Source organism: Citrobacter sp. Cpo071 (assembly GCF_030332765.1).
Taxonomy (GTDB): domain Bacteria; phylum Pseudomonadota; class Gammaproteobacteria; order Enterobacterales; family Enterobacteriaceae; genus Citrobacter; species Citrobacter portucalensis.
The window spans coordinates 1-18,227 of the sequence record NZ_JAOWHE010000057.1 but is presented as its reverse complement, the minus strand read 5'-3'; the positions used below and the strand labels follow the sequence as shown (position 1 = coordinate 18,227).

General features: G+C 53.2%; 15 protein-coding genes and 1 tRNA gene. 6 read left to right on the top strand and 10 right to left on the bottom strand.

Going from position 1 to position 18,227, the window contains the following annotated elements; translation table 11 throughout:
• The first annotated feature begins 95 nt into the window (after nt 1–95).
• A complete protein-coding gene (gppA, locus tag OGY09_RS01205; protein WP_003829016.1) occupies nt 96–1,577 on the top strand; it encodes a guanosine-5'-triphosphate,3'-diphosphate diphosphatase in 1,482 nt (493 codons plus the stop codon).
• 51 nt (nt 1,578–1,628) lie between these two features.
• Here gppA and rep read toward each other — a convergent pair whose 3' ends face one another.
• Nucleotides 1,629–3,650 carry a DNA helicase Rep gene (gene rep / locus OGY09_RS01200; RefSeq protein WP_003829018.1) on the bottom strand — a complete coding sequence of 674 codons (2,022 nt, stop codon included), beginning with the start codon at nt 3,648–3,650 and terminating at the stop codon, nt 1,629–1,631.
• Nucleotides 3,651–3,734: 84 nt separating this feature from the next.
• On the opposite strand from rep, the gene ppiC reads away from it, so the two are divergent.
• Nucleotides 3,735–4,016, top strand: a complete 282-nt coding sequence (gene ppiC / locus OGY09_RS01195) for a peptidylprolyl isomerase PpiC (RefSeq protein WP_003017999.1) — start codon at nt 3,735–3,737, stop codon at nt 4,014–4,016.
• A 100-nt stretch (nt 4,017–4,116) separates the two neighbouring features.
• Here the strand turns inward: ppiC and ilvC are convergent, their stop codons facing one another.
• Nucleotides 4,117–5,592, bottom strand: a complete 1,476-nt coding sequence (gene ilvC / locus OGY09_RS01190) for a ketol-acid reductoisomerase (protein WP_003829020.1) — start codon at nt 5,590–5,592, stop codon at nt 4,117–4,119.
• 164 nt (nt 5,593–5,756) lie between these two features.
• Between ilvC and ilvY the strand changes: the two genes are divergently transcribed.
• Both ilvY and fabV read left to right on the top strand, forming a co-directional pair.
• Nucleotides 5,757–6,659 carry an HTH-type transcriptional activator IlvY gene (gene ilvY, locus OGY09_RS01185; RefSeq protein WP_003829023.1) on the top strand — a complete coding sequence of 301 codons (903 nt, stop codon included), beginning with the start codon at nt 5,757–5,759 and terminating at the stop codon, nt 6,657–6,659.
• 172 nt (nt 6,660–6,831) lie between these two features.
• Nucleotides 6,832–8,025 carry an enoyl-ACP reductase FabV gene (gene fabV / locus OGY09_RS01180; RefSeq protein ID WP_008787067.1) on the top strand — a complete coding sequence of 398 codons (1,194 nt, stop codon included), beginning with the start codon at nt 6,832–6,834 and terminating at the stop codon, nt 8,023–8,025.
• Nucleotides 8,026–8,088: 63 nt separating this feature from the next.
• Here the strand turns inward: fabV and ilvA are convergent, their stop codons facing one another.
• From ilvA to ilvL, 6 genes are all read right to left on the bottom strand, one after another.
• Nucleotides 8,089–9,633 (bottom strand): threonine ammonia-lyase, biosynthetic, encoded by a 1,545-nt coding sequence (ilvA, locus tag OGY09_RS01175; protein ID WP_032945726.1) that lies wholly within the window; start codon nt 9,631–9,633, stop codon nt 8,089–8,091.
• Between the two features lie 5 nt (nt 9,634–9,638).
• Nucleotides 9,639–11,489, bottom strand: a complete 1,851-nt coding sequence (gene ilvD, locus OGY09_RS01170) for a dihydroxy-acid dehydratase (protein WP_003829028.1) — start codon at nt 11,487–11,489, stop codon at nt 9,639–9,641.
• 158 nt (nt 11,490–11,647) lie between these two features.
• Nucleotides 11,648–12,577: a branched-chain amino acid transaminase gene (locus tag OGY09_RS01165; protein ID WP_003829030.1), complete on the bottom strand. Its 930-nt coding sequence runs from the start codon at nt 12,575–12,577 to the stop codon at nt 11,648–11,650.
• Between the two features lie 17 nt (nt 12,578–12,594).
• On the bottom strand, nt 12,595–12,858 hold the full coding sequence (ilvM, locus tag OGY09_RS01160; RefSeq protein WP_003018017.1) for an acetolactate synthase 2 small subunit: 264 nt from the start codon (nt 12,856–12,858) through the stop codon (nt 12,595–12,597).
• Nucleotides 12,855–14,501, bottom strand: coding sequence for an acetolactate synthase 2 catalytic subunit (gene ilvG, locus OGY09_RS01155; RefSeq protein WP_032945677.1), 1,647 nt, complete (start codon nt 14,499–14,501; stop codon nt 12,855–12,857). Before ilvG ends, ilvM begins: the two co-directional genes overlap by 4 nt.
• 139 nt (nt 14,502–14,640) lie before the next feature.
• A complete protein-coding gene (gene ilvL, locus OGY09_RS01150) occupies nt 14,641–14,739 on the bottom strand; it encodes an ilv operon leader peptide (protein WP_001311244.1) in 99 nt (32 codons plus the stop codon).
• Nucleotides 14,740–15,091: 352 nt separating this feature from the next.
• Here ilvL and OGY09_RS01145 point away from each other — a divergent pair, with 352 nt between their 5' ends.
• Nucleotides 15,092–16,612, top strand: coding sequence for a YifB family Mg chelatase-like AAA ATPase (locus tag OGY09_RS01145; RefSeq protein WP_032945675.1), 1,521 nt, complete (start codon nt 15,092–15,094; stop codon nt 16,610–16,612).
• Between the two features lie 24 nt (nt 16,613–16,636).
• Here OGY09_RS01145 and maoP read toward each other — a convergent pair whose 3' ends face one another.
• Nucleotides 16,637–16,975 (bottom strand): macrodomain Ori organization protein MaoP, encoded by a 339-nt coding sequence (gene maoP / locus OGY09_RS01140; RefSeq protein WP_003018025.1) that lies wholly within the window; start codon nt 16,973–16,975, stop codon nt 16,637–16,639.
• Between the two features lie 106 nt (nt 16,976–17,081).
• Between maoP and hdfR the strand changes: the two genes are divergently transcribed.
• The gene (gene hdfR, locus OGY09_RS01135; protein ID WP_095533172.1) at nt 17,082–17,927 is read left to right on the top strand and encodes an HTH-type transcriptional regulator HdfR; all 846 of its coding nucleotides are present in this window, start codon (nt 17,082–17,084) and stop codon (nt 17,925–17,927) included.
• Nucleotides 17,928–18,026: 99 nt separating this feature from the next.
• Here the strand turns inward: hdfR and OGY09_RS01130 are convergent.
• A tRNA-Trp gene (locus OGY09_RS01130) sits at nt 18,027–18,102 on the bottom strand.
• Nucleotides 18,103–18,227 lie beyond the last annotated feature (125 nt).

Here is an 18,227-nt window from a genome sequence, read left to right as displayed (position 1 = left end):
GGCGGCAAGAAAACGAATCCCGATGAGCTTATTATAGTAAATGATTCGGGTGAGAGAACGCAGCCAACACAGATACAGGTTGAAGGATGAAGTGTATGAATTCTACTTCGCTGTATGCGGCAATCGATCTCGGCTCGAATAGTTTTCATATGCTGGTTGTACGCGAGGTGGCAGGAAGCATCCAGACGCTCACGCGTATCAAACGCAAAGTGCGTCTGGCCGCTGGACTCAACGGTGACAACGAGCTCTCTGTTGAAGCGATGGAGCGCGGCTGGCAATGCTTGCGCTTGTTTGCAGAACGTCTGCAGGATATTCCGCATCCTCAAATCCGCGTGGTCGCCACGGCAACATTACGCATCGCCGTAAATGCCGATGTGTTTATTGCTAAAGCGCAAGAGATCCTTGGCTGCCCTGTCCAGGTAATTAGCGGTGAAGAAGAAGCGCGACTGATTTATCAAGGTGTGGCCCACACAACCGGCGGTGCCGATCAGCGTCTGGTTGTGGATATTGGTGGCGCCAGCACTGAATTAGTCACCGGTTCCGGCGCACAAACCACCTCTCTGTTCAGCCTGTCGATGGGCTGCGTCACCTGGCTCGAACGTTATTTTACCGATCGTAATCTGGCACAGGAAAACTTTGACGAGGCAGAGAAGGCCGCACGTGAAGTTCTGCGCCCGGTCGCCGACAAACTGCGTTTTCATGGCTGGAAAGTTTGCGTTGGTGCCTCTGGTACCGTCCAGGCGTTGCAGGAAATCATGATGGCGCAGGGTATGGATGAGCGCATTACGTTGGCCAAACTGCAGCAGCTTAAGCAGCGCGCCATTCACTGCGGTCGTCTGGAAGAGCTGGAAATCGAAGGGTTAACGCTGGAACGTGCGCTGGTATTCCCCAGCGGGCTGGCCATTCTGATTGCTATTTTCACCGAACTGAACATTCAATGCATGACCCTGGCCGGCGGCGCATTACGTGAAGGTCTGGTCTACGGCATGCTGCATCTGGCGGTGGATCAGGATATTCGTAGCCGCACATTACGCAATATCCAGCGTCGCTTTATGGTCGATACAGAGCAAGCACATCGCGTTGCCAATTTAGCGACTAAATTTCTCGATCAGGTAGAAAAAAAGTGGCATCTTGAACCGATTAGCCGCGAACTACTGATTAGTGCCTGTCAGCTGCATGAAATTGGCCTGAGCGTTGATTTTAAACAGGCACCACAGCATGCCGCTTATCTGGTGCGCAATCTCGATCTCCCGGGTTTTACCCCTGCGCAAAAGAAACTGCTAGCAACGCTGTTACTCAACCAGACCAACCCCGTCGATCTCTCTTCGCTCCACCAGCAAAACGCAGTGCCACCGCGCATCGCGGAGCATCTTTGCCGTTTGCTACGTTTGGCGATCATCTTCGCCAGCCGTCGCCGTGACGATCTTGTGCCGGAAATTCAAATGGATGCAAGAAACGAGCACCTGACGGTCACGCTACCAGAAGGCTGGCTGGAACATCATCCGCTGGGTAAAGAGTTAATCGATCAGGAAAGTCAGTGGCAAAGCTATGTCCACTGGCCGCTGGACGTTCATTAGATGTTGGTTGCCGGATAGCGCGCGTTTACACGTATCCGGCCTACAAAATACCTACTTCGCTTTGGCTTTCGCCATCATTGCCCGAATATTAGCAATGCTGGCCTGCCCTTTTTGCATCCGCTCCTCAGCGCTCACCACTTTACGCTCTTGTTCCCAGATAACGTCATCCTGTGGCAGCTCCAGCAGGAAACGACTCGGTTCCGGACGCACCAGCTCACCATACTGACGACGCTCTTTGCACAGAGTGAAGATGAGTTCTTTCTGTGCACGCGTAATCCCTACGTAAGCCAGACGACGTTCTTCGTCGATATTGTCTTCATCGATACTGCTCTGGTGCGGCAAAAATCCTTCTTCCATTCCCACCATAAACACGTAAGGGAACTCCAGCCCTTTTGAGGCATGCAGCGTCATCAACTGCACCTGATCCAGCTCTTCTTCACTCTCTCCACGCTCCATCATGTCGCGCAGAGTAAAGCGGGTAACGACCTGGGTCAGGGTCATCGGCTCTTCCAGCTCACTGCCTTCCAGCATCTCCGTCATCCAGCTGAACAACGTATTGACGTTTTTCATACGCATTTCAGCCGCTTTCGGGCTCGGCGAGGTTTCATACAGCCAGGATTCGTAATCAATACCGTGGATCAGATCGCGCACAGCGGCAACCGGTTCGCGCTCCGCCAGGCGCTGAATTTCACCCAGCCAGTGCGTAAAGCGGGTCAGAGAGTCATACCCGCGCCCGGTCAGTGTCTGGCTAAGCCCCATATCAAAGCTGGCGGTAAACAGGCTTTTATTACGCGTCATCGCCCATTCACCCAACTTTTGCAGCGTGGCCGGACCGATTTCACGCTTTGGCGTGTTTACGATGCGCAAAAATGCGCTGTCGTCATCCGGGTTGCTCAGCACGCGCAGGTAGGCCAGCAGATCTTTAATCTCCGGACGCGAGAAGAACGATGTTCCGCCGGAAATTTTGTACGGGATACGGTTCTGCATCAGAAACTTTTCGAACACGCGCGACTGATGATTACCGCGATAAAGGATGGCGTAGTCTTTATATTGCGTCTTGTTCACAAAGTGATGGGCAATTAATTCCCCGGTCACACGTTCGGCTTCGTGCTCTTCATTATTGGCACTTAGTACCTTCAGCTCAGCACCGTAACCCAACTCGGAAAAGAGCCGCTTTTCAAAGACGTGTGGATTGTTCGCAATGAGGATGTTCGCCGCTTTCAGGATGCGACCTGATGAACGGTAGTTTTGCTCCAGCTTCACCACCTGCAAAGCCGGAAAATCTTTGCTCAACAGTACCAGGTTCTGCGGACGGGCGCCGCGCCAGGAGTAGATCGACTGATCGTCATCGCCCACGACGGTAAAGCGCGCACGTTTCCCTACCAGCAACTTCACCAGCTCGTACTGGCTGGTGTTGGTATCCTGATATTCATCCACCAGCAGGTAGCGGATTCTGTTTTGCCAGCGCTCACGCACTTCTTCATTGCGCTGTAGCAGCAGAGTGGGCAGCAGGATAAGATCGTCAAAATCGAGGACGTTACACGCCTTCATATGCGCGTCATACAGACCATAGCAGTGGGCAAAAATACGATCGCGCTCGCCCTTTGCGCTGGCTGCCGCCTGCGCCGGAGTCATCAGATCGTTTTTCCAGTTGGAGATCGTCGAGATCAGCTGCTGGAGAATAAGCTTATCGTCTTCGATTAGCCCTTCGGTCAGTTCCTTAAGCAAGGCCACCTGGTCAGTATCGTCAAACAACGAGAAGTTAGATTTCATCCCCAGCGCCGCGTATTCACGCTTAATGATATCCAGTCCCAGGGTGTGGAAGGTGGAGATCATCAACCCACGCGCCTCTTTACGACCCAGCGTTTGCGCCACGCGCTCTTTCATCTCGCGCGCAGCCTTATTGGTAAAGGTCACTGCCGCAATATGTCGTGCCTGATAGCCACATTCACGGATCAGATGGGCTATTTTGTTGGTGATAACACGCGTCTTGCCGGAACCCGCTCCCGCCAGCACCAGGCAAGGTCCGGTGACGAATTCGACGGCTTGTTGTTGTCCGGGGTTCAAACGCATAAAGGGTCACTCATGAAAGTCGGGAGGGGAGAATAACAGCGTGGTAGTATAGCCAGCCTTAACCACCCCACTCAAGGCACGATCATGGCAAAAACAGCAGCAGCAGTGCATATCCTTGTTAAAGAAGAGAAACTGGCACTGGATCTTCTGGAACAGATTAAAAACGGCGCCGACTTCGGCAAACTGGCGAAGAAACACTCCATCTGCCCATCAGGCAAACGCGGCGGTGATTTAGGCGAATTCCGTCAGGGCCAGATGGTTCCGGCGTTCGATAAAGTGGTCTTTTCCTGCCCTGTGCTGGAGCCAACCGGCCCGCTGCACACTCAGTTCGGTTACCACATCATTAAAGTGCTGTACCGTAACTAATAGAAAGCCCGGTGTTTAAACACCGGGCTTTTTTTGCCGGATAGCGCTTCGCTTATCCGGCCTACGAAGCGCTGTTGATATGCCATTCCTCTATGAGGAATTATCCTGCGACCGCAATGCGCTTCATATCGGTCATGTAGCCACGCAGTTTCTGGCCCACTTTCTCGATAGCATGGCCGCGAATCGCATCGTTCACGTCACGCAGCTGCGCGTTGTCTACCGCGCCTTCAGCAATCGCTTTGCCCAGGTCGCCGGTCTGCAGGGTGGTCATGAACTCTTTCAGCAGCGGTACGCAAGCGTAAGAGAACAGGTAGTTGCCGTATTCTGCGGTATCAGAGATAACCACGTTCATTTCGTACAGACGCTTACGGGCAATAGTGTTGGCGATCAGCGGCAGTTCGTGCAGTGATTCGTAGTAAGCAGATTCTTCGATGATGCCGGAATCCACCATGGTTTCGAACGCCAGCTCAACGCCCGCTTTCACCATCGCAATCATCAGAACGCCTTTATCAAAGTATTCCTGCTCGCCGATTTTACCGTCGAACTGGGCAGCGGTTTCGAACGCGGTTTTGCCGGTCTCTTCACGCCAGGTCAGCAGTTTCTTATCGTCGTTGGCCCAGTCAGCCATCATGCCGGAAGAGAATTCACCGGAGATGATGTCGTCCATGTGTTTCTGGAACAGCGGTGCCATGATCTCTTTCAGCTGTTCAGACAGCGCGTAAGCACGCAGTTTCGCCGGGTTAGAAAGACGGTCCATCATCAGAGTGATGCCGCCCTGCTTCAGCGCTTCGGTGATGGTTTCCCAGCCGAACTGAATCAGTTTTTCAGCATATGCCGGGTCAGTACCCTCTTCCACCAGCTTATCGAAGCACAGCAGAGAACCGGCCTGCAGCATACCGCACAGGATAGTCTGCTCACCCATCAGGTCAGATTTCACTTCCGCAACGAAGGAGGACTCCAGTACGCCAGCACGGTGACCGCCGGTGGCCGCAGCCCAGGCTTTAGCAATCGCCATGCCTTCGCCTTTCGGATCGTTTTCCGGGTGAACGGCGATCAGGGTCGGTACGCCGAAACCACGTTTGTACTCTTCACGCACTTCTGTACCCGGACATTTCGGTGCCACCATCACAACAGTGATGTCTTTACGGATCTGCTCGCCAACTTCCACGATGTTGAAGCCGTGGGAGTAACCCAGCGCTGCACCGTCTTTCATCAGCGGCTGTACAGAACGCACAACGTCGGAGTGCTGCTTGTCCGGAGTCAGGTTAACCACCAGATCAGCCTGCGGGATCAGCTCTTCGTAGGTACCCACTTTGAAGCCGTTTTCGGTCGCTTTACGCCAGGAAGCACGCTTCTCAGCAATGGCTTCTTTACGCAGTGCGTAGGAGATATCCAGACCGGAGTCACGCATGTTCAGGCCCTGGTTCAGACCCTGGGCGCCACAGCCGACGATGACCACTTTTTTACCCTGAAGGTAGCTCGCACCATCGGCGAATTCGTCGCGACCCATAAAGCGACATTTACCCAGCTGTGCCAGCTGCTGGCGCAGGTTCAGTGTATTAAAGTAGTTAGCCATGATGGTGTACTCCGTGATGTTGTGTTGTGGTGCTTATTATTCGGTTCGCAGATTTGTATTTGCGAGATTGAATCCACATTACAACAGGAAATTTATTGCGGAAATTGATATATTCACAACGTCACATTGCAATTTATGCAACGTAGAAAATCGGAGGCTCGTCTGTGGATTTACGCGATCTGAAAATGTTCCTGCATTTGGCTGAAAGTCGTCACTTTGGCCGCAGCGCGCGGGCAATGCACGTCAGCCCATCCACGCTTTCCCGGCAGATTCAGCGCCTCGAAGAAGACCTCGGCCAGCCGCTGTTTGTGCGCGATAACCGTACGGTTACGCTGACCGAAGCAGGTGAAGAGCTGCGCGTGTTTGCCCAACAGACGCTGTTGCAGTACCAGCAGTTACGCCACACCTTAGATCAACAAGGGCCGTCGCTGTCGGGCGAACTGCATATCTTCTGTTCGGTAACTGCCGCCTACAGCCATCTGCCGCCAATCCTTGACCGTTTCCGCGCCGAGCATCCGTCAGTGGAAATTAAGCTCACCACCGGCGACGCCGCCGATGCGATGGATAAAGTGGTCACTGGTGAAGCCGATCTGGCAATTGCCGGTAAGCCCGAAACGCTGCCTGGCGCGGTGGCGTTCTCGATGCTGGAGAATCTGACGGTTGTGTTGATCGCTCCGGCGCTGCCCTGCCCGGTGCGTAATCAGGTATCGGTCGATAAGCCGGACTGGTCGACGGTGCCGTTTATCATGGCCGATCAGGGTCCAGTACGCCGCCGTATCGAGCTGTGGTTCCGCCGTCACAAAATCAGCAACCCATCGATTTACGCCACGGTGGGTGGCCACGAAGCGATGGTCTCAATGGTGGCGCTGGGCTGCGGCGTGGCGCTGCTGCCGGAAGTGGTGCTAGAAAACAGCCCGGAGCCGGTGCGTAATCGCGTGATGATTTTAGAGCGAAGTGACGAAAAAACACCGTTCGAGCTTGGCGTCTGCGCGCCGAAAAAGCGGCTGCATGAACCACTGATCGACGCGTTTTGGAAGATTGTTCTGGAACGTAAATCCGCAGAGTAGCACCAGCGTCAGGTCTAAAATCAGTGGTAGATTCAGTATTGGCGCTCCTTTTCTGTATAATGTCGTGATCCATTGTAGTGGGGGGCTTGTTAACCATCGCGTTAAGCAGGCCAGAACAGACGGTGTCATTGCGCACTTGACAGCGAAAATACAAACTTAATTAGCCATCATTATGATAATCAAACCAAAAATTCGTGGATTCATCTGTACAACGACCCATCCGACTGGCTGCAAAGTCAACGTGGAAAAGCAGATCGAGTATGTTAAGCAGAACGGGAAAATCGAGAACGGCCCGTCTCGCGTGCTGGTGATCGGTGCTTCCACCGGTTACGGTCTGGCTTCCAGAATTTCCGCCGCCTTTGGCAGCGGTGCCGCCACTATCGGCGTATTTTTCGAAAAACCGGGCACGGATACCAAACCAGGTTCCGCAGGCTGGTATAACTCTGCAGCTTTCGACGAAGCGGCCAAGCGTGAAGGTCTGTACTCCAAAAGCATCAACGGCGATGCGTTCTCTGACGAATGCCGTGATGAAGTGATCAAACTGATCAAAGAAGACCTGGGTCAGATTGACCTGGTGGTTTACTCACTGGCTTCCCCAGTGCGTAAAATGCCGAAAACCGGTGAAATCGTCCGTTCAGCGCTGAAGCCAATCGGTGAGGTTTACACCTCTAAAGCGATCGATACCAACAAAGATCAGATCATCACCGCCAGCATTGAGCCGGCAACCGAAGAAGAAGTTCAGAACACCGTCACCGTCATGGGCGGCGAAGACTGGGAACTGTGGATGGGCGCGCTGAGCGAAGCGGGCGTGCTGGCTGATGGCGTGAAAACCGTAGCCTACTCCTACATCGGTACCGACCTGACCTGGCCAATCTACTGGCACGGCGCGCTGGGCAAAGCGAAAGAAGACCTCGATCGCGCGGCGGGAGAACTGCGTAACCAGCTGGCACCGCTGAACGGTTCCGCTAACGTTGCCGTACTGAAGTCCGTCATCACCCAGGCATCTTCTGCGATTCCGGTAATGCCACTGTACATCTCCATGGTCTTCAAGCTGATGAAAGCGCAAGGGATTCACGAAGGTTGTATTGAGCAGATCAACCGTCTGATGACCACCAGCCTGTACGGCGATAAAGTGGCGCTTGATGACAACCAGCGTATCCGTATGGATGACTGGGAACTGCGTGACGACATTCAGCAGGCATGTCGCGATCTGTGGCCGCTGATCACTACCGAAAACCTGGCGCAAGAAACTGACTATGCAGGATACAAGCAGGAATTCCTGAACCTGTTCGGTTTTGCCCTCGACGGTGTGGATTACGATGCTGACGTGAATACCGAAGTCGAATTCGACGTTATCACTCTGTAATCTGCTGATACAGTAGCAAAAAGGGTTCATGTTTTTACATGAACCCTTTTTTAATGGCTGTCGTTAACCCGCCAGGAAGAACCTGAACGCCGGGTTATATGTTTCATCATGACAGTCATAACCCAGTTCATTCAGCCGCGTTTCGAAATCAGGCTCGTGTTCACCCAACTCAAACGCCGCCAGCACACGACCATAGTCAGTGCCGTGACTGCGATAGTGGAACAATGAAATATTCCAGTGCGTCCCCAGGGTATGCAGGAATTTGAGCAACGCCCCCGGCGACTCCGGAAATTCGAAGCTATAAAGACGTTCCTGTAAGGGTTTCGACGGACGTCCACCGACCATATAGCGCACGTGTAGCTTCGCCATCTCGTCATCAGACAGATCCACCACGCTATAGCCGCCCTCATTGAGCAGTTGCAGGATTTCCTTACGCTCTTCCAGCCCACGGCTCAGACGTACGCCGACAAAAATGCAGGCGTCTTTCGCATCAGCAAAGCGGTAGTTAAACTCGGTCACCGAGCGCCCGCCCAGCAGTTGGCAAAACTTCAGGAAGCTGCCCTTTTCTTCCGGGATGGTCACGGCCAGCAAGGCTTCGCGCTGTTCCCCCAGCTCGCAACGTTCGGAAACGTAGCGCAGGCCGTGGAAGTTAACGTTAGCGCCGGAAAGAACATGCGCCAGACGCTCACCGCGAATATTATGCTGGGCGATGTATTTTTTCATCCCCGCCAGCGCCAGCGCCCCGGAAGGCTCCGCCACCGCACGTACATCCTCGAACAGGTCTTTCATTGCCGCGCAAATAGCATCGCTATCCACGGTAATAATATCGTCGAGGTATTCCTGGCACAGACGGAAGGTTTCATCGCCAATACGTTTGACCGCCACGCCTTCGGCAAAGAGACCCACTCGCGGCAGATCCACCGGATGACCGGCATCCAGCGCCGCTTTCAGACAGGCCGAATCTTCGGCTTCCACGGCAATCACTTTGATTTGCGGCATCAGCTGTTTAATTAGCACCGCAACACCTGCCGCCAGACCACCGCCGCCAACTGGCACAAAGACGCGATCGAGATGCGCGTCCTGCTGGAGCAGCTCCAGCGCCAGCGTGCCCTGCCCGGCAATCACCATCGGATGATCGAACGGCGGCACCCAGGTAAACCCCTGCTGCTGCGACAATTCAATCGCTTTGGCTTTGGCTTCATCAAAGTTCGCGCCGTGCAGCAGCACTTCTCCGCCGAAGCCGCGAACGGCGTCGACTTTGATATCGGCGGTAGCCGTTGGCATGACAATCAGCGCCTTCACGCCTAATCGCGCAGAAGAGAAAGCGACGCCCTGAGCATGATTACCAGCCGATGCGGTAATGACGCCATGCGCTTTTTGCTCTTCGGTCAAGCCCGCCATCATGGCATAGGCACCGCGTAGCTTGAAGCTGTGAACAGGTTGACGGTCTTCGCGCTTCACCAGAATGACATTGTCGAGGCGCGAAGAGAGTTTTTCCATTTTCTGTAGCGGCGTTACCTGTGCCGCTTCGTATACCGGCGCACGCAGTACCGCTCTGAGATACTCGGCGCCCTCAGGAGCGCCGGATAGAGGTTGTGAATCCGCCATGGTCATTATCCCCCGAGCTTCGACTTATCGCGCACCGCACCTTTGTCGGCACTGGTTGCCAGGCTGGCGTAGGCGCGCAGTGCAAAGGAGACCTGACGCTGACGATCTTTTGGCGTCCAGGCTTTGTCACCGCGAGCTTCCTGCGCTTCACGGCGCGCAGCGATTTCCGCATCACTCAGTTGAAGTTGAATACCACGATTCGGGATATCGATGGCAATCATGTCTCCATCTTCGATAATCGCGATATTACCGCCGCTGGCCGCTTCCGGAGAAACGTGACCAATGGAAAGCCCCGAAGTACCGCCGGAGAAACGACCGTCGGTAATCAGCGCGCAAGCCTTACCGAGGCCCATCGATTTAAGGAAAGTGGTTGGGTAGAGCATTTCCTGCATGCCTGGCCCGCCTTTCGGCCCTTCGTAGCGAATGACAACCACGTCGCCAGCCACCACTTTACCGCCGAGGATGGCTTCAACCGCATCGTCCTGGCTTTCATACACTTTTGCCGGGCCGGTGAATTTCAGGATGCTGTCATCCACGCCTGCGGTTTTTACAATACAGCCGTTTTCCGCGAAGTTACCGTACAGAACTGCCAGACCGCCGTCTTTGCTGTAAGCGTGCTCCAGCGAGCGAATGCAGCCTTCAGCGCGGTCGTCATCCAGCGTATCCCAACGGCAATCCTGTGAGAATGCCTGGGTTGTACGAATGCCGGCCGGGCCAGCACGGAACATTTTTTTTACCGCGTCGTCTTTGGTCAACATCACGTCATACCGATCGAGCGTTTGCGGCAGAGTCAGCCCCAGCACGTTTTTCACGTCGCGGTTCAGCAGTCCAGCACGATCCAGTTCGCCTAAAATACCCAGTACGCCGCCTGCGCGGTGCACATCTTCCATATGGTATTTCTGCGTGCTCGGTGCCACTTTACACAGTTGCGGGACTTTGCGGGACAGCTTGTCGATATCACTCATGGTGAAGTCGATTTCCGCTTCCTGCGCGGCTGCCAGCAGGTGCAGAACGGTATTGGTGGAGCCGCCCATGGCGATATCCAGCGTCATGGCGTTCTCAAACGCTGCCTTGCTGGCAATGTTGCGCGGCAGGGCGGAGGCATCATCCTGCTCGTAATAGCGTTTGGTCAGCTCGACGATGCGCTTACCTGCGTTGAGGAACAGTTCTTTACGGTCGGCGTGAGTCGCCAGCAGTGAACCGTTACCCGGCTGCGACAGGCCCAGCGCTTCAGTCAGGCAGTTCATCGAGTTAGCGGTGAACATACCGGAACAAGAGCCACAGGTCGGACAGGCGGAACGTTCAACCTGCTCGCTTTGTGAGTCGGAAACTTTCGGGTCAGCACCCTGAATCATCGCATCAACCAGGTCGAGCTTGATGATTTGGTCAGAGAGCTTGGTTTTCCCGGCTTCCATCGGACCGCCGGAAACAAAGATCACCGGAATATTCAGGCGCAAAGAGGCCATTAACATCCCGGGGGTGATTTTGTCGCAGTTGGAGATGCAGACCATCGCATCGGCGCAGTGGGCGTTAACCATGTACTCAACGGAGTCAGCGATCAGCTCACGCGACGGCAGTGAATACAGCATGCCGCCATGACCCATGGCGATACCATCATCCACAGCAATGGTGTTGAACTCTTTCGCCACGCCGCCTGAGGCTTCGATTTGTTCGGCAACCAGCTTACCGAGATCGCGCAGGTGGACGTGACCCGGCACAAACTGGGTAAAGGAGTTCACCACAGCGATAATCGGTTTACCGAAGTCATCATCGGTCATCCCGGTGGCGCGCCACAGTGCGCGGGCACCCGCCATATTGCGGCCGTGGGTGGTGGTAGCAGAACGATACTTAGGCATGCTTGATTAACTCCCGTCTGTCTTTCCCCTGCATACTTCACGCCGCAGGTGCGTTGGCCGCCTCGCTCACCCCAGTCACTTACTACAGTAAGTTCCTGGGACTTGCTGCGTTGCCGTCTTCCTGCAACGTGAATTATTTTGGGGAAATATTAATTTTGTTATTGGTTTACTGAATCCAACCAGCCGTATTTATCTTCCGTTTCACCGGTGAAGAGCCCAAAGAAGGCCTGCTGGATGCGTTTGGTGACCGGACCGCAGCGGCCTTCGCCCACCTGAATACCATCGACACTGCGTACTGGGGTGATTTCAGCCGCGGTACCGGACATGAACACTTCGTCAGCCAGGTACAGTGATTCACGGGACAACACCTGCTCACGTACTTCGATATCGAGATCTTTCGCCAGCTTAATGATCGCGTCACGGGTAATACCCGGCAGTGCAGAAGAGGTAAACGGCGGGGTAAACAGAATGCCGTCTTTTACTTCAAACAGGTTTTCGCCCGCACCTTCGGAGATGTAACCATTCACATCCAGCGCAATGCCTTCCTGATAGCCATGACGACGCGCTTCGCTACCCACCAGCAGCGAAGACAGATAGTTACCGCCCGCTTTAGCAGCAGTAGGGATGGTGTTCGGCGCAACGCGGTTCCAGGAAGAAACCATCGCGTCGATCCCCTGCTCCAGTGCTTCAGCACCGAGGTAAGCGCCCCACGGGAACGCGGCGATGATCACGTCAGTGGTGTATCCCGCTGGCGGGTTAACGCCCATCCCCACGTCGCCAACAAACACCAGCGGACGGATATAGGCGCTGGTCAGATTGTTTTTACGAATCACCTCGCGACAAGCTTCCATCAGCTCATCAACGCTCTGAGAAACCGGAAAACGATAGATCTTGGCTGAATCACGCAGACGCTGCATATGTTCGCGATGACGGAACACCACCGGCCCTTTGTGAGAATCGTAGCAACGGATGCCTTCGAATACTGAAGTACCGTAGTGCAGCGCGTGGGACATCACGTGGACCTTCGCGTCTTCCCAACGAATCATCTCGCCATTAGACCAAATGTAATCAGCTTTTTTCGTCGTCATTTTTCTTCCTTTTGCGCTCAGGCGCGGATTTGTTGTGATGTGGTTGTGCTCTGGCAGATAGCAACATGTGCAACGTCTACCAGTTTACTTAACTGACTAAACAGTAAGTCGACCGACCGGGGGCTGGCAACGGTCAATTCGATATTTATATTTTGCGCATCGCTGGCGGCTTCCATATTCATGGAGCACACCTGAAAACCACGATGGCGTACCACGCGTAAAACACGTTCTAACGTTTCCGGATTGAAACGAGCCTCAACGGCGACCTGATGTTGCATCATGATAATTTCTCCAGCATTTCTGAGTTACTGGCACCTGGCGGTACCAGAGGCCAGACATTCTCAAGTTCGTCGATTGAGACATGAAGCAGGTATGGCCCCTCGCTGTTCAGCATGGTGTCGAGTGCCGCTTCAACCTGGTCTTTACGGGTGATGTGTTGACCTGGTATGCCGAAGGCGCTGGCCAACATGAGGAAATCGGGGTTATCGGTAAGGGTGGTTTCGCTATAACGTTCCTGGAAAAACAGCTGCTGCCATTGTCGCACCATGCCTAACCGCTGGTTGTCGAGTAAGACTATTTTCAGCGGCAACTGCTTGCGTTTTACGGTGCCCAGCTCCTGTACATTCATCATGAAGGAACCGTCACCGGAGATACAGATTACCGTATCGTTCGGGCGAGCAACCTGCGCGCCAACCGCTGCTGGCAGGCCAAAGCCCATCGTACCCAGGCCGCTCGAGGTGATGAAATTTTCCGGGCGGGTGTAGGTCATATGCTGCGCCGACCACATCTGATGCTGACCAACATCCGTTGTCACTACGCTGTCCGCGGGTTTGCGATCGGACAACTGCTTCAACAACAGTGGCGCGTAGATAGCCTCACCGGGATGATCATAGCGCCAGGTATGCTCTGTGCGCAGTTCAGCGCTATGCTGACGCCATGCGTCAATCTTCAGAGATTGCTGCAATGCCGGCAGCAGAGAATTTAAATCACCCTGCAGGGCAACGTGCGCCTGGCGCAGTTTGTTCATTTCCGCCGGGTCGATATCCATGTGGATCACGCTGGCGTTCGGTGCGAAGGTATTCAGCTTGCCGGTCACCCGGTCATCAAAACGCGCGCCCACTGCAATCAATAAATCACATTCTTGCACTGCGAAATTTGCCGCTTTAGTGCCGTGCATCCCCAACATGCCCAAATAGTATGGGTAGTCAGCTTCTACTGCGCCCAGACCTTTCAGCGTGCAGGCGACCGGCATCTGGGTTACCGCGATAAATTCACGCAGGGCCGGGACCGCCTGCGCCATACCAACGCCGCCACCAACGTACAGGATCGGCTTTTGCGCCTGCGCCAGCATTTTACGCGCCTGCTCAACGTCAGCGTGCGGGAAAACCTCTACGTTTTCGACAGTCGTAAAATACGGCTCCAGCGTACCGCTGGCCAGCTGGATGTCTTTCGGGATATCAACCAGAACCGGACCCGGACGACCGGAGTTCGCCACAGCGAAAGCCTCTGCCATGATGCGCGGCAGCTCTTCCAGTGACTGCACCAGGAAACTGTGTTTGGTGCAGGACAAAGACATACCCAGAACGTCCACTTCCTGGAACGCATCCGTTCCGATGAAAGGTGAGGCCACCTGACCGGTGATCGCCACAACAGGAACAGAATCTAACAGCGCATCGGCAAGGCCGGTGATCAGGTTGGTAGCGCCAGGACCTGAAGTGGCGATACACACGCCGGTTTTACTGGTCGCACGGGCATAGCCAATTGCCGCCATTGCCGCACCCTGCTCGTGTCGGCACAACAGGTGTTCTACGCCGCCGTCATACAACGCATCGTAAACCGGCATAATTGCGCCACCAGGATAACCAAAGACGGTTTGAACCCCTTGTGCACGCAACGCATGTACCACCCACTGTGCCCCATTCATAGTTACATCCCCGCCGTAAATCTTGAGAAACAGAATTTTATGCTACCGTTCACTTTCTGCTCCTCATGTATGTTTTTAAGGTCAAAAAAAACCCCCGGACCTTTCGGTGCGGGGGTCTTAGTTCGTTAAGGCTTGTTTTCTAAGCCTTTCCTCGTCCAAGTGCAGCCCCGCACGGTGGGATAATAATCACCACCACGCTAATCACGACCAGGCTAATCACTCGTAGAAGGGCTGTCATTTTTGTATTTTCTTGCATCTTGTTCGAAGGAATACCTAAAGAGTTACCATAGAATTTGCAAATGACACAAGATATTTTTTTATTCGTTTTTCTGACGCCGTTAACGGATTAGATAAATATCGTTGTTTTTTATACAAAAAATCAAAAGTGAAAATATTTCACGTTTCAGGTGATTCTCGGCAACCCGTTTCCTACTAAAAACGTTATTCAAAAGCGTTTGCGAGCGCTATTCCAGGCTTTATGCAAGCAGTATTGAGCTACATAAAAACACAGGAATAAGCCTCTAAAAACCGTAATTATGTGAAATCTTGCCGCGATGTATTGCGACATAATGCTTTCATCAGGAGGGCTTATGTCACTATCGATTGTTCACACACGCGCTGCGCTGGGCGTGAATGCGCCAGCCATTACCATCGAGGTACATATCAGCAATGGTTTGCCTGGTTTAACCATGGTGGGATTACCCGAAACAACGGTAAAAGAGGCTCGCGATCGAGTTCGCAGTGCGATTATTAATAGCGGTTATGAATTCCCGGCAAAGAAGATAACCATAAACCTCGCTCCGGCCGATCTCCCGAAAGAAGGGGGACGATATGATTTACCTATCGCAGTTGCGCTTCTGGCAGCGTCTGAGCAGCTTACAACCCATAACCTCGATACATATGAGCTGGTAGGCGAATTAGCGCTTACAGGCGCGTTACGCGGCGTTCCCGGTGCGATATCAAGTGCAACTGAAGCTATTCGCGCAGGCAGGAGAATTATTGTCGCAAAAGAGAATGCAGCTGAAGTGGGACTGATACACGGTGAAGGGTGCCTGATAGCCGATCATCTACAGGCCGTATGCGCATTTCTCGAAGGTAAGCATGATTTAGACAGACCATCATCGGCAGATTTTACCCCCTGCGCATTAGCAGATGATCTGAGCGATGTTATCGGCCAGGAACAGGGTAAACGCGGACTGGAACTTACCGCAGCTGGCGGTCATAACCTCTTACTCATCGGGCCGCCGGGAACGGGTAAGACCATGCTGGCCAGTCGCCTGAGAGGATTGCTTCCGCCACTAAGCAATGATGAAGCACTGGAAAGCGCCGCGATTCTAAGTCTGGTCAATTCCGACACGCTACAAAAACAGTGGAAACAACGCCCTTTTCGTTCGCCGCATCACAGTGCTTCATTAACTGCCATGGTCGGTGGCGGCTCTATTCCTGCGCCAGGCGAGATATCTCTGGCGCATAACGGCATACTGTTTCTGGATGAACTTCCCGAGTTTGAGCGGCGCACGCTGGATGCACTGCGAGAGCCCATTGAGTCCGGGCAGATTCATTTATCCCGCACTCGGGCAAAAATAACTTACCCCGCGCGTTTTCAGCTTATTGCTGCCATGAATCCCAGCCCAACAGGACATTATCAGGGGAACCATAACCGCTGTACCCCAGAGCAGACGCTACGCTACCTCAATCGATTATCAGGTCCATTTCTTGACCGCTTCGATCTCTCCCTCGAAATCCCCTTACCGCCTCCCGGCATACTCAGCCAGAGCCAGGTAAAAGGGGAAGATAGCGCAACGGTGAAGCAACGCGTTATGGCAGCACGAGAGCGTCAGTATCGGCGGCAGAATAAGTTAAATGCGCACCTGGACAGTCAGGATATCCATAAATACTGTCCATTGTGTAGCGACGATGCGCAGTGGCTTGAAGAAACGCTCGCGCATCTCGGATTATCCATCCGCGCCTGGTTACGCCTGATAAAGGTCGCTCGAACGATCGCGGATATAGAACAATCTGACCATATCTCTCGCCAGCACTTACAGGAAGCTGTTGGGTATCGGGCGATAGACAGATTACTCATTCATTTGCAGAAACTACTGGCATAAAAAAAGGGCTTTCGCCCTTTTTTATTAATCATCAGATTCGGTGTAGTCTTCCGCACCTTCCACCTGAGGTTTCCCGCCAGACAGCGTGTGGAAGCGTTTTGGACGCTTAATGCGCGTCATGTATTTTGACCACACACGTTCAGCTTCGGTAACCGGTTCGCGCTCACCACGGCATACCGCAACAAACAGTTTTTCTTCTTCCGTTACCGGCTCACGCTTGCCCAGATCCAGCTCGTTGAAAGCATAACCGTGACGCTCAAGCAGTTGTGCTTCTTTAATGGTGAAATCACCATGACGGGAGAATCCGCGGGGATAATATTTATTATCGAAATATCGATTAGTCGTCGTAAAGCTTTCCGCCATCCTGCACGCTCCTAATTCTTTGGCCGAGCTATTTATGGCGCGGAGTATTAGTTACGCTTGACAGAGCGTCAAACAAAAGATTTAAATCATAACGACAAATAATTTTATGGAGCGAGTTGTGGATACGGAATTGTTAAAAACTTTCCTGGAAGTTAGCCGGACACGCCACTTTGGCAGGGCTGCTGAAGCGCTCTATCTGACCCAATCAGCGGTTAGTTTTCGGATCAGACAACTGGAAAATCAATTGGGTGTAAACCTGTTCACCCGACACAGAAACAATATCCGTTTAACCGCTGCAGGTGAAAAATTATTACCTTACGCTGAAACGCTGATGAATACGTGGCAAGCAGCACGTAAGGAGGTTGCGAATACCTCGCGGCATAACGAGTTTTCTATTGGTGCCAGCGCATCCCTCTGGGAATGCATGCTTAATGGCTGGCTGGGGCGTTTGTACCAATCCCAGGAGCCACAATCCAGCCTGCAATTTGAAGCGAGGATCGCGCAGCGACAGTCGTTAGTAAAACAGCTTCATGAACGACAGCTTGATCTATTGATTACTACCGAAACGCCCAAAATGGACGAATTTAGCAGCCAACTGTTGGGATATTTCACGCTGGCGCTCTATTGCAGTTCTCCTTCACAAACCAAAGATGAACTGAATTATCTGCGTCTGGAATGGGGACCTGACTTTCAGCAACACGAGGCTGGATTGATTGCGGGAGATGAAGTGCCGGTACTTACCACCAGTTCGGCAGAATTAGCCAGGCAGCAACTTTCAGTCCTCAAAGGTTTTAGCTGGCTGCCGGTCAACTGGGCTAAAGGTAAAAGCGATCTCCATACGGTTACCGACAGTACAACGCTTTCACGCCCGTTATATGCAGTTTGGCTGCAAAATAGCGATAAACATGCGCTGATTTGCGATCTGCTGAGAACGAATATTCTGGAAGATTAAGGAAAACGCTGGCAAGGATGCCGGGAGTAAAATAGAAAGAAGGAAAAACTCAAATTACAGGTAAAAAAAATCCTTAGCAAGAATGCTAAGGATTGTTTCTGGCAGGGGCGGAGAGACTCGAACTCGCGACACCCGGTTTTGGAGACCGGTGCTCTACCAACTGAGCTACGCCCCTAAATCTTCTTATCATTAAGCCTGCTTAGTAGCAGGCTTAATTTTCTAATAAGTGGCGGAACGGACGGGACTCGAACCCGCGACCCCCTGCGTGACAGGCAGGTATTCTAACCAACTGAACTACCG

Coding starts and splice junctions, on each gene's coding strand:
- gppA (WP_003829016.1), top strand. CDS start 96: ATGAATTCTACTTCGCTGTATGCGGCAATCGATCTCGGCTCGAATAGT.
- rep (WP_003829018.1), bottom strand. CDS start 3,650: ATGCGTTTGAACCCCGGACAACAACAAGCCGTCGAATTCGTCACCGGA.
- ppiC (WP_003017999.1), top strand. CDS start 3,735: ATGGCAAAAACAGCAGCAGCAGTGCATATCCTTGTTAAAGAAGAGAAA.
- ilvC (WP_003829020.1), bottom strand. CDS start 5,592: ATGGCTAACTACTTTAATACACTGAACCTGCGCCAGCAGCTGGCACAG.
- fabV (WP_008787067.1), top strand. CDS start 6,832: ATGATAATCAAACCAAAAATTCGTGGATTCATCTGTACAACGACCCAT.
- ilvA (WP_032945726.1), bottom strand. CDS start 9,633: ATGGCGGATTCACAACCTCTATCCGGCGCTCCTGAGGGCGCCGAGTAT.
- ilvD (WP_003829028.1), bottom strand. CDS start 11,489: ATGCCTAAGTATCGTTCTGCTACCACCACCCACGGCCGCAATATGGCG.
- OGY09_RS01165 (WP_003829030.1), bottom strand. CDS start 12,577: ATGACGACGAAAAAAGCTGATTACATTTGGTCTAATGGCGAGATGATT.
- ilvM (WP_003018017.1), bottom strand. CDS start 12,858: ATGATGCAACATCAGGTCGCCGTTGAGGCTCGTTTCAATCCGGAAACG.
- ilvG (WP_032945677.1), bottom strand. CDS start 14,501: ATGAATGGGGCACAGTGGGTGGTACATGCGTTGCGTGCACAAGGGGTT.
- ilvL (WP_001311244.1), bottom strand. CDS start 14,739: ATGACAGCCCTTCTACGAGTGATTAGCCTGGTCGTGATTAGCGTGGTG.
- OGY09_RS01145 (WP_032945675.1), top strand. CDS start 15,092: ATGTCACTATCGATTGTTCACACACGCGCTGCGCTGGGCGTGAATGCG.
- maoP (WP_003018025.1), bottom strand. CDS start 16,975: ATGGCGGAAAGCTTTACGACGACTAATCGATATTTCGATAATAAATAT.
- hdfR (WP_095533172.1), top strand. CDS start 17,082: ATGGAGCGAGTTGTGGATACGGAATTGTTAAAAACTTTCCTGGAAGTT.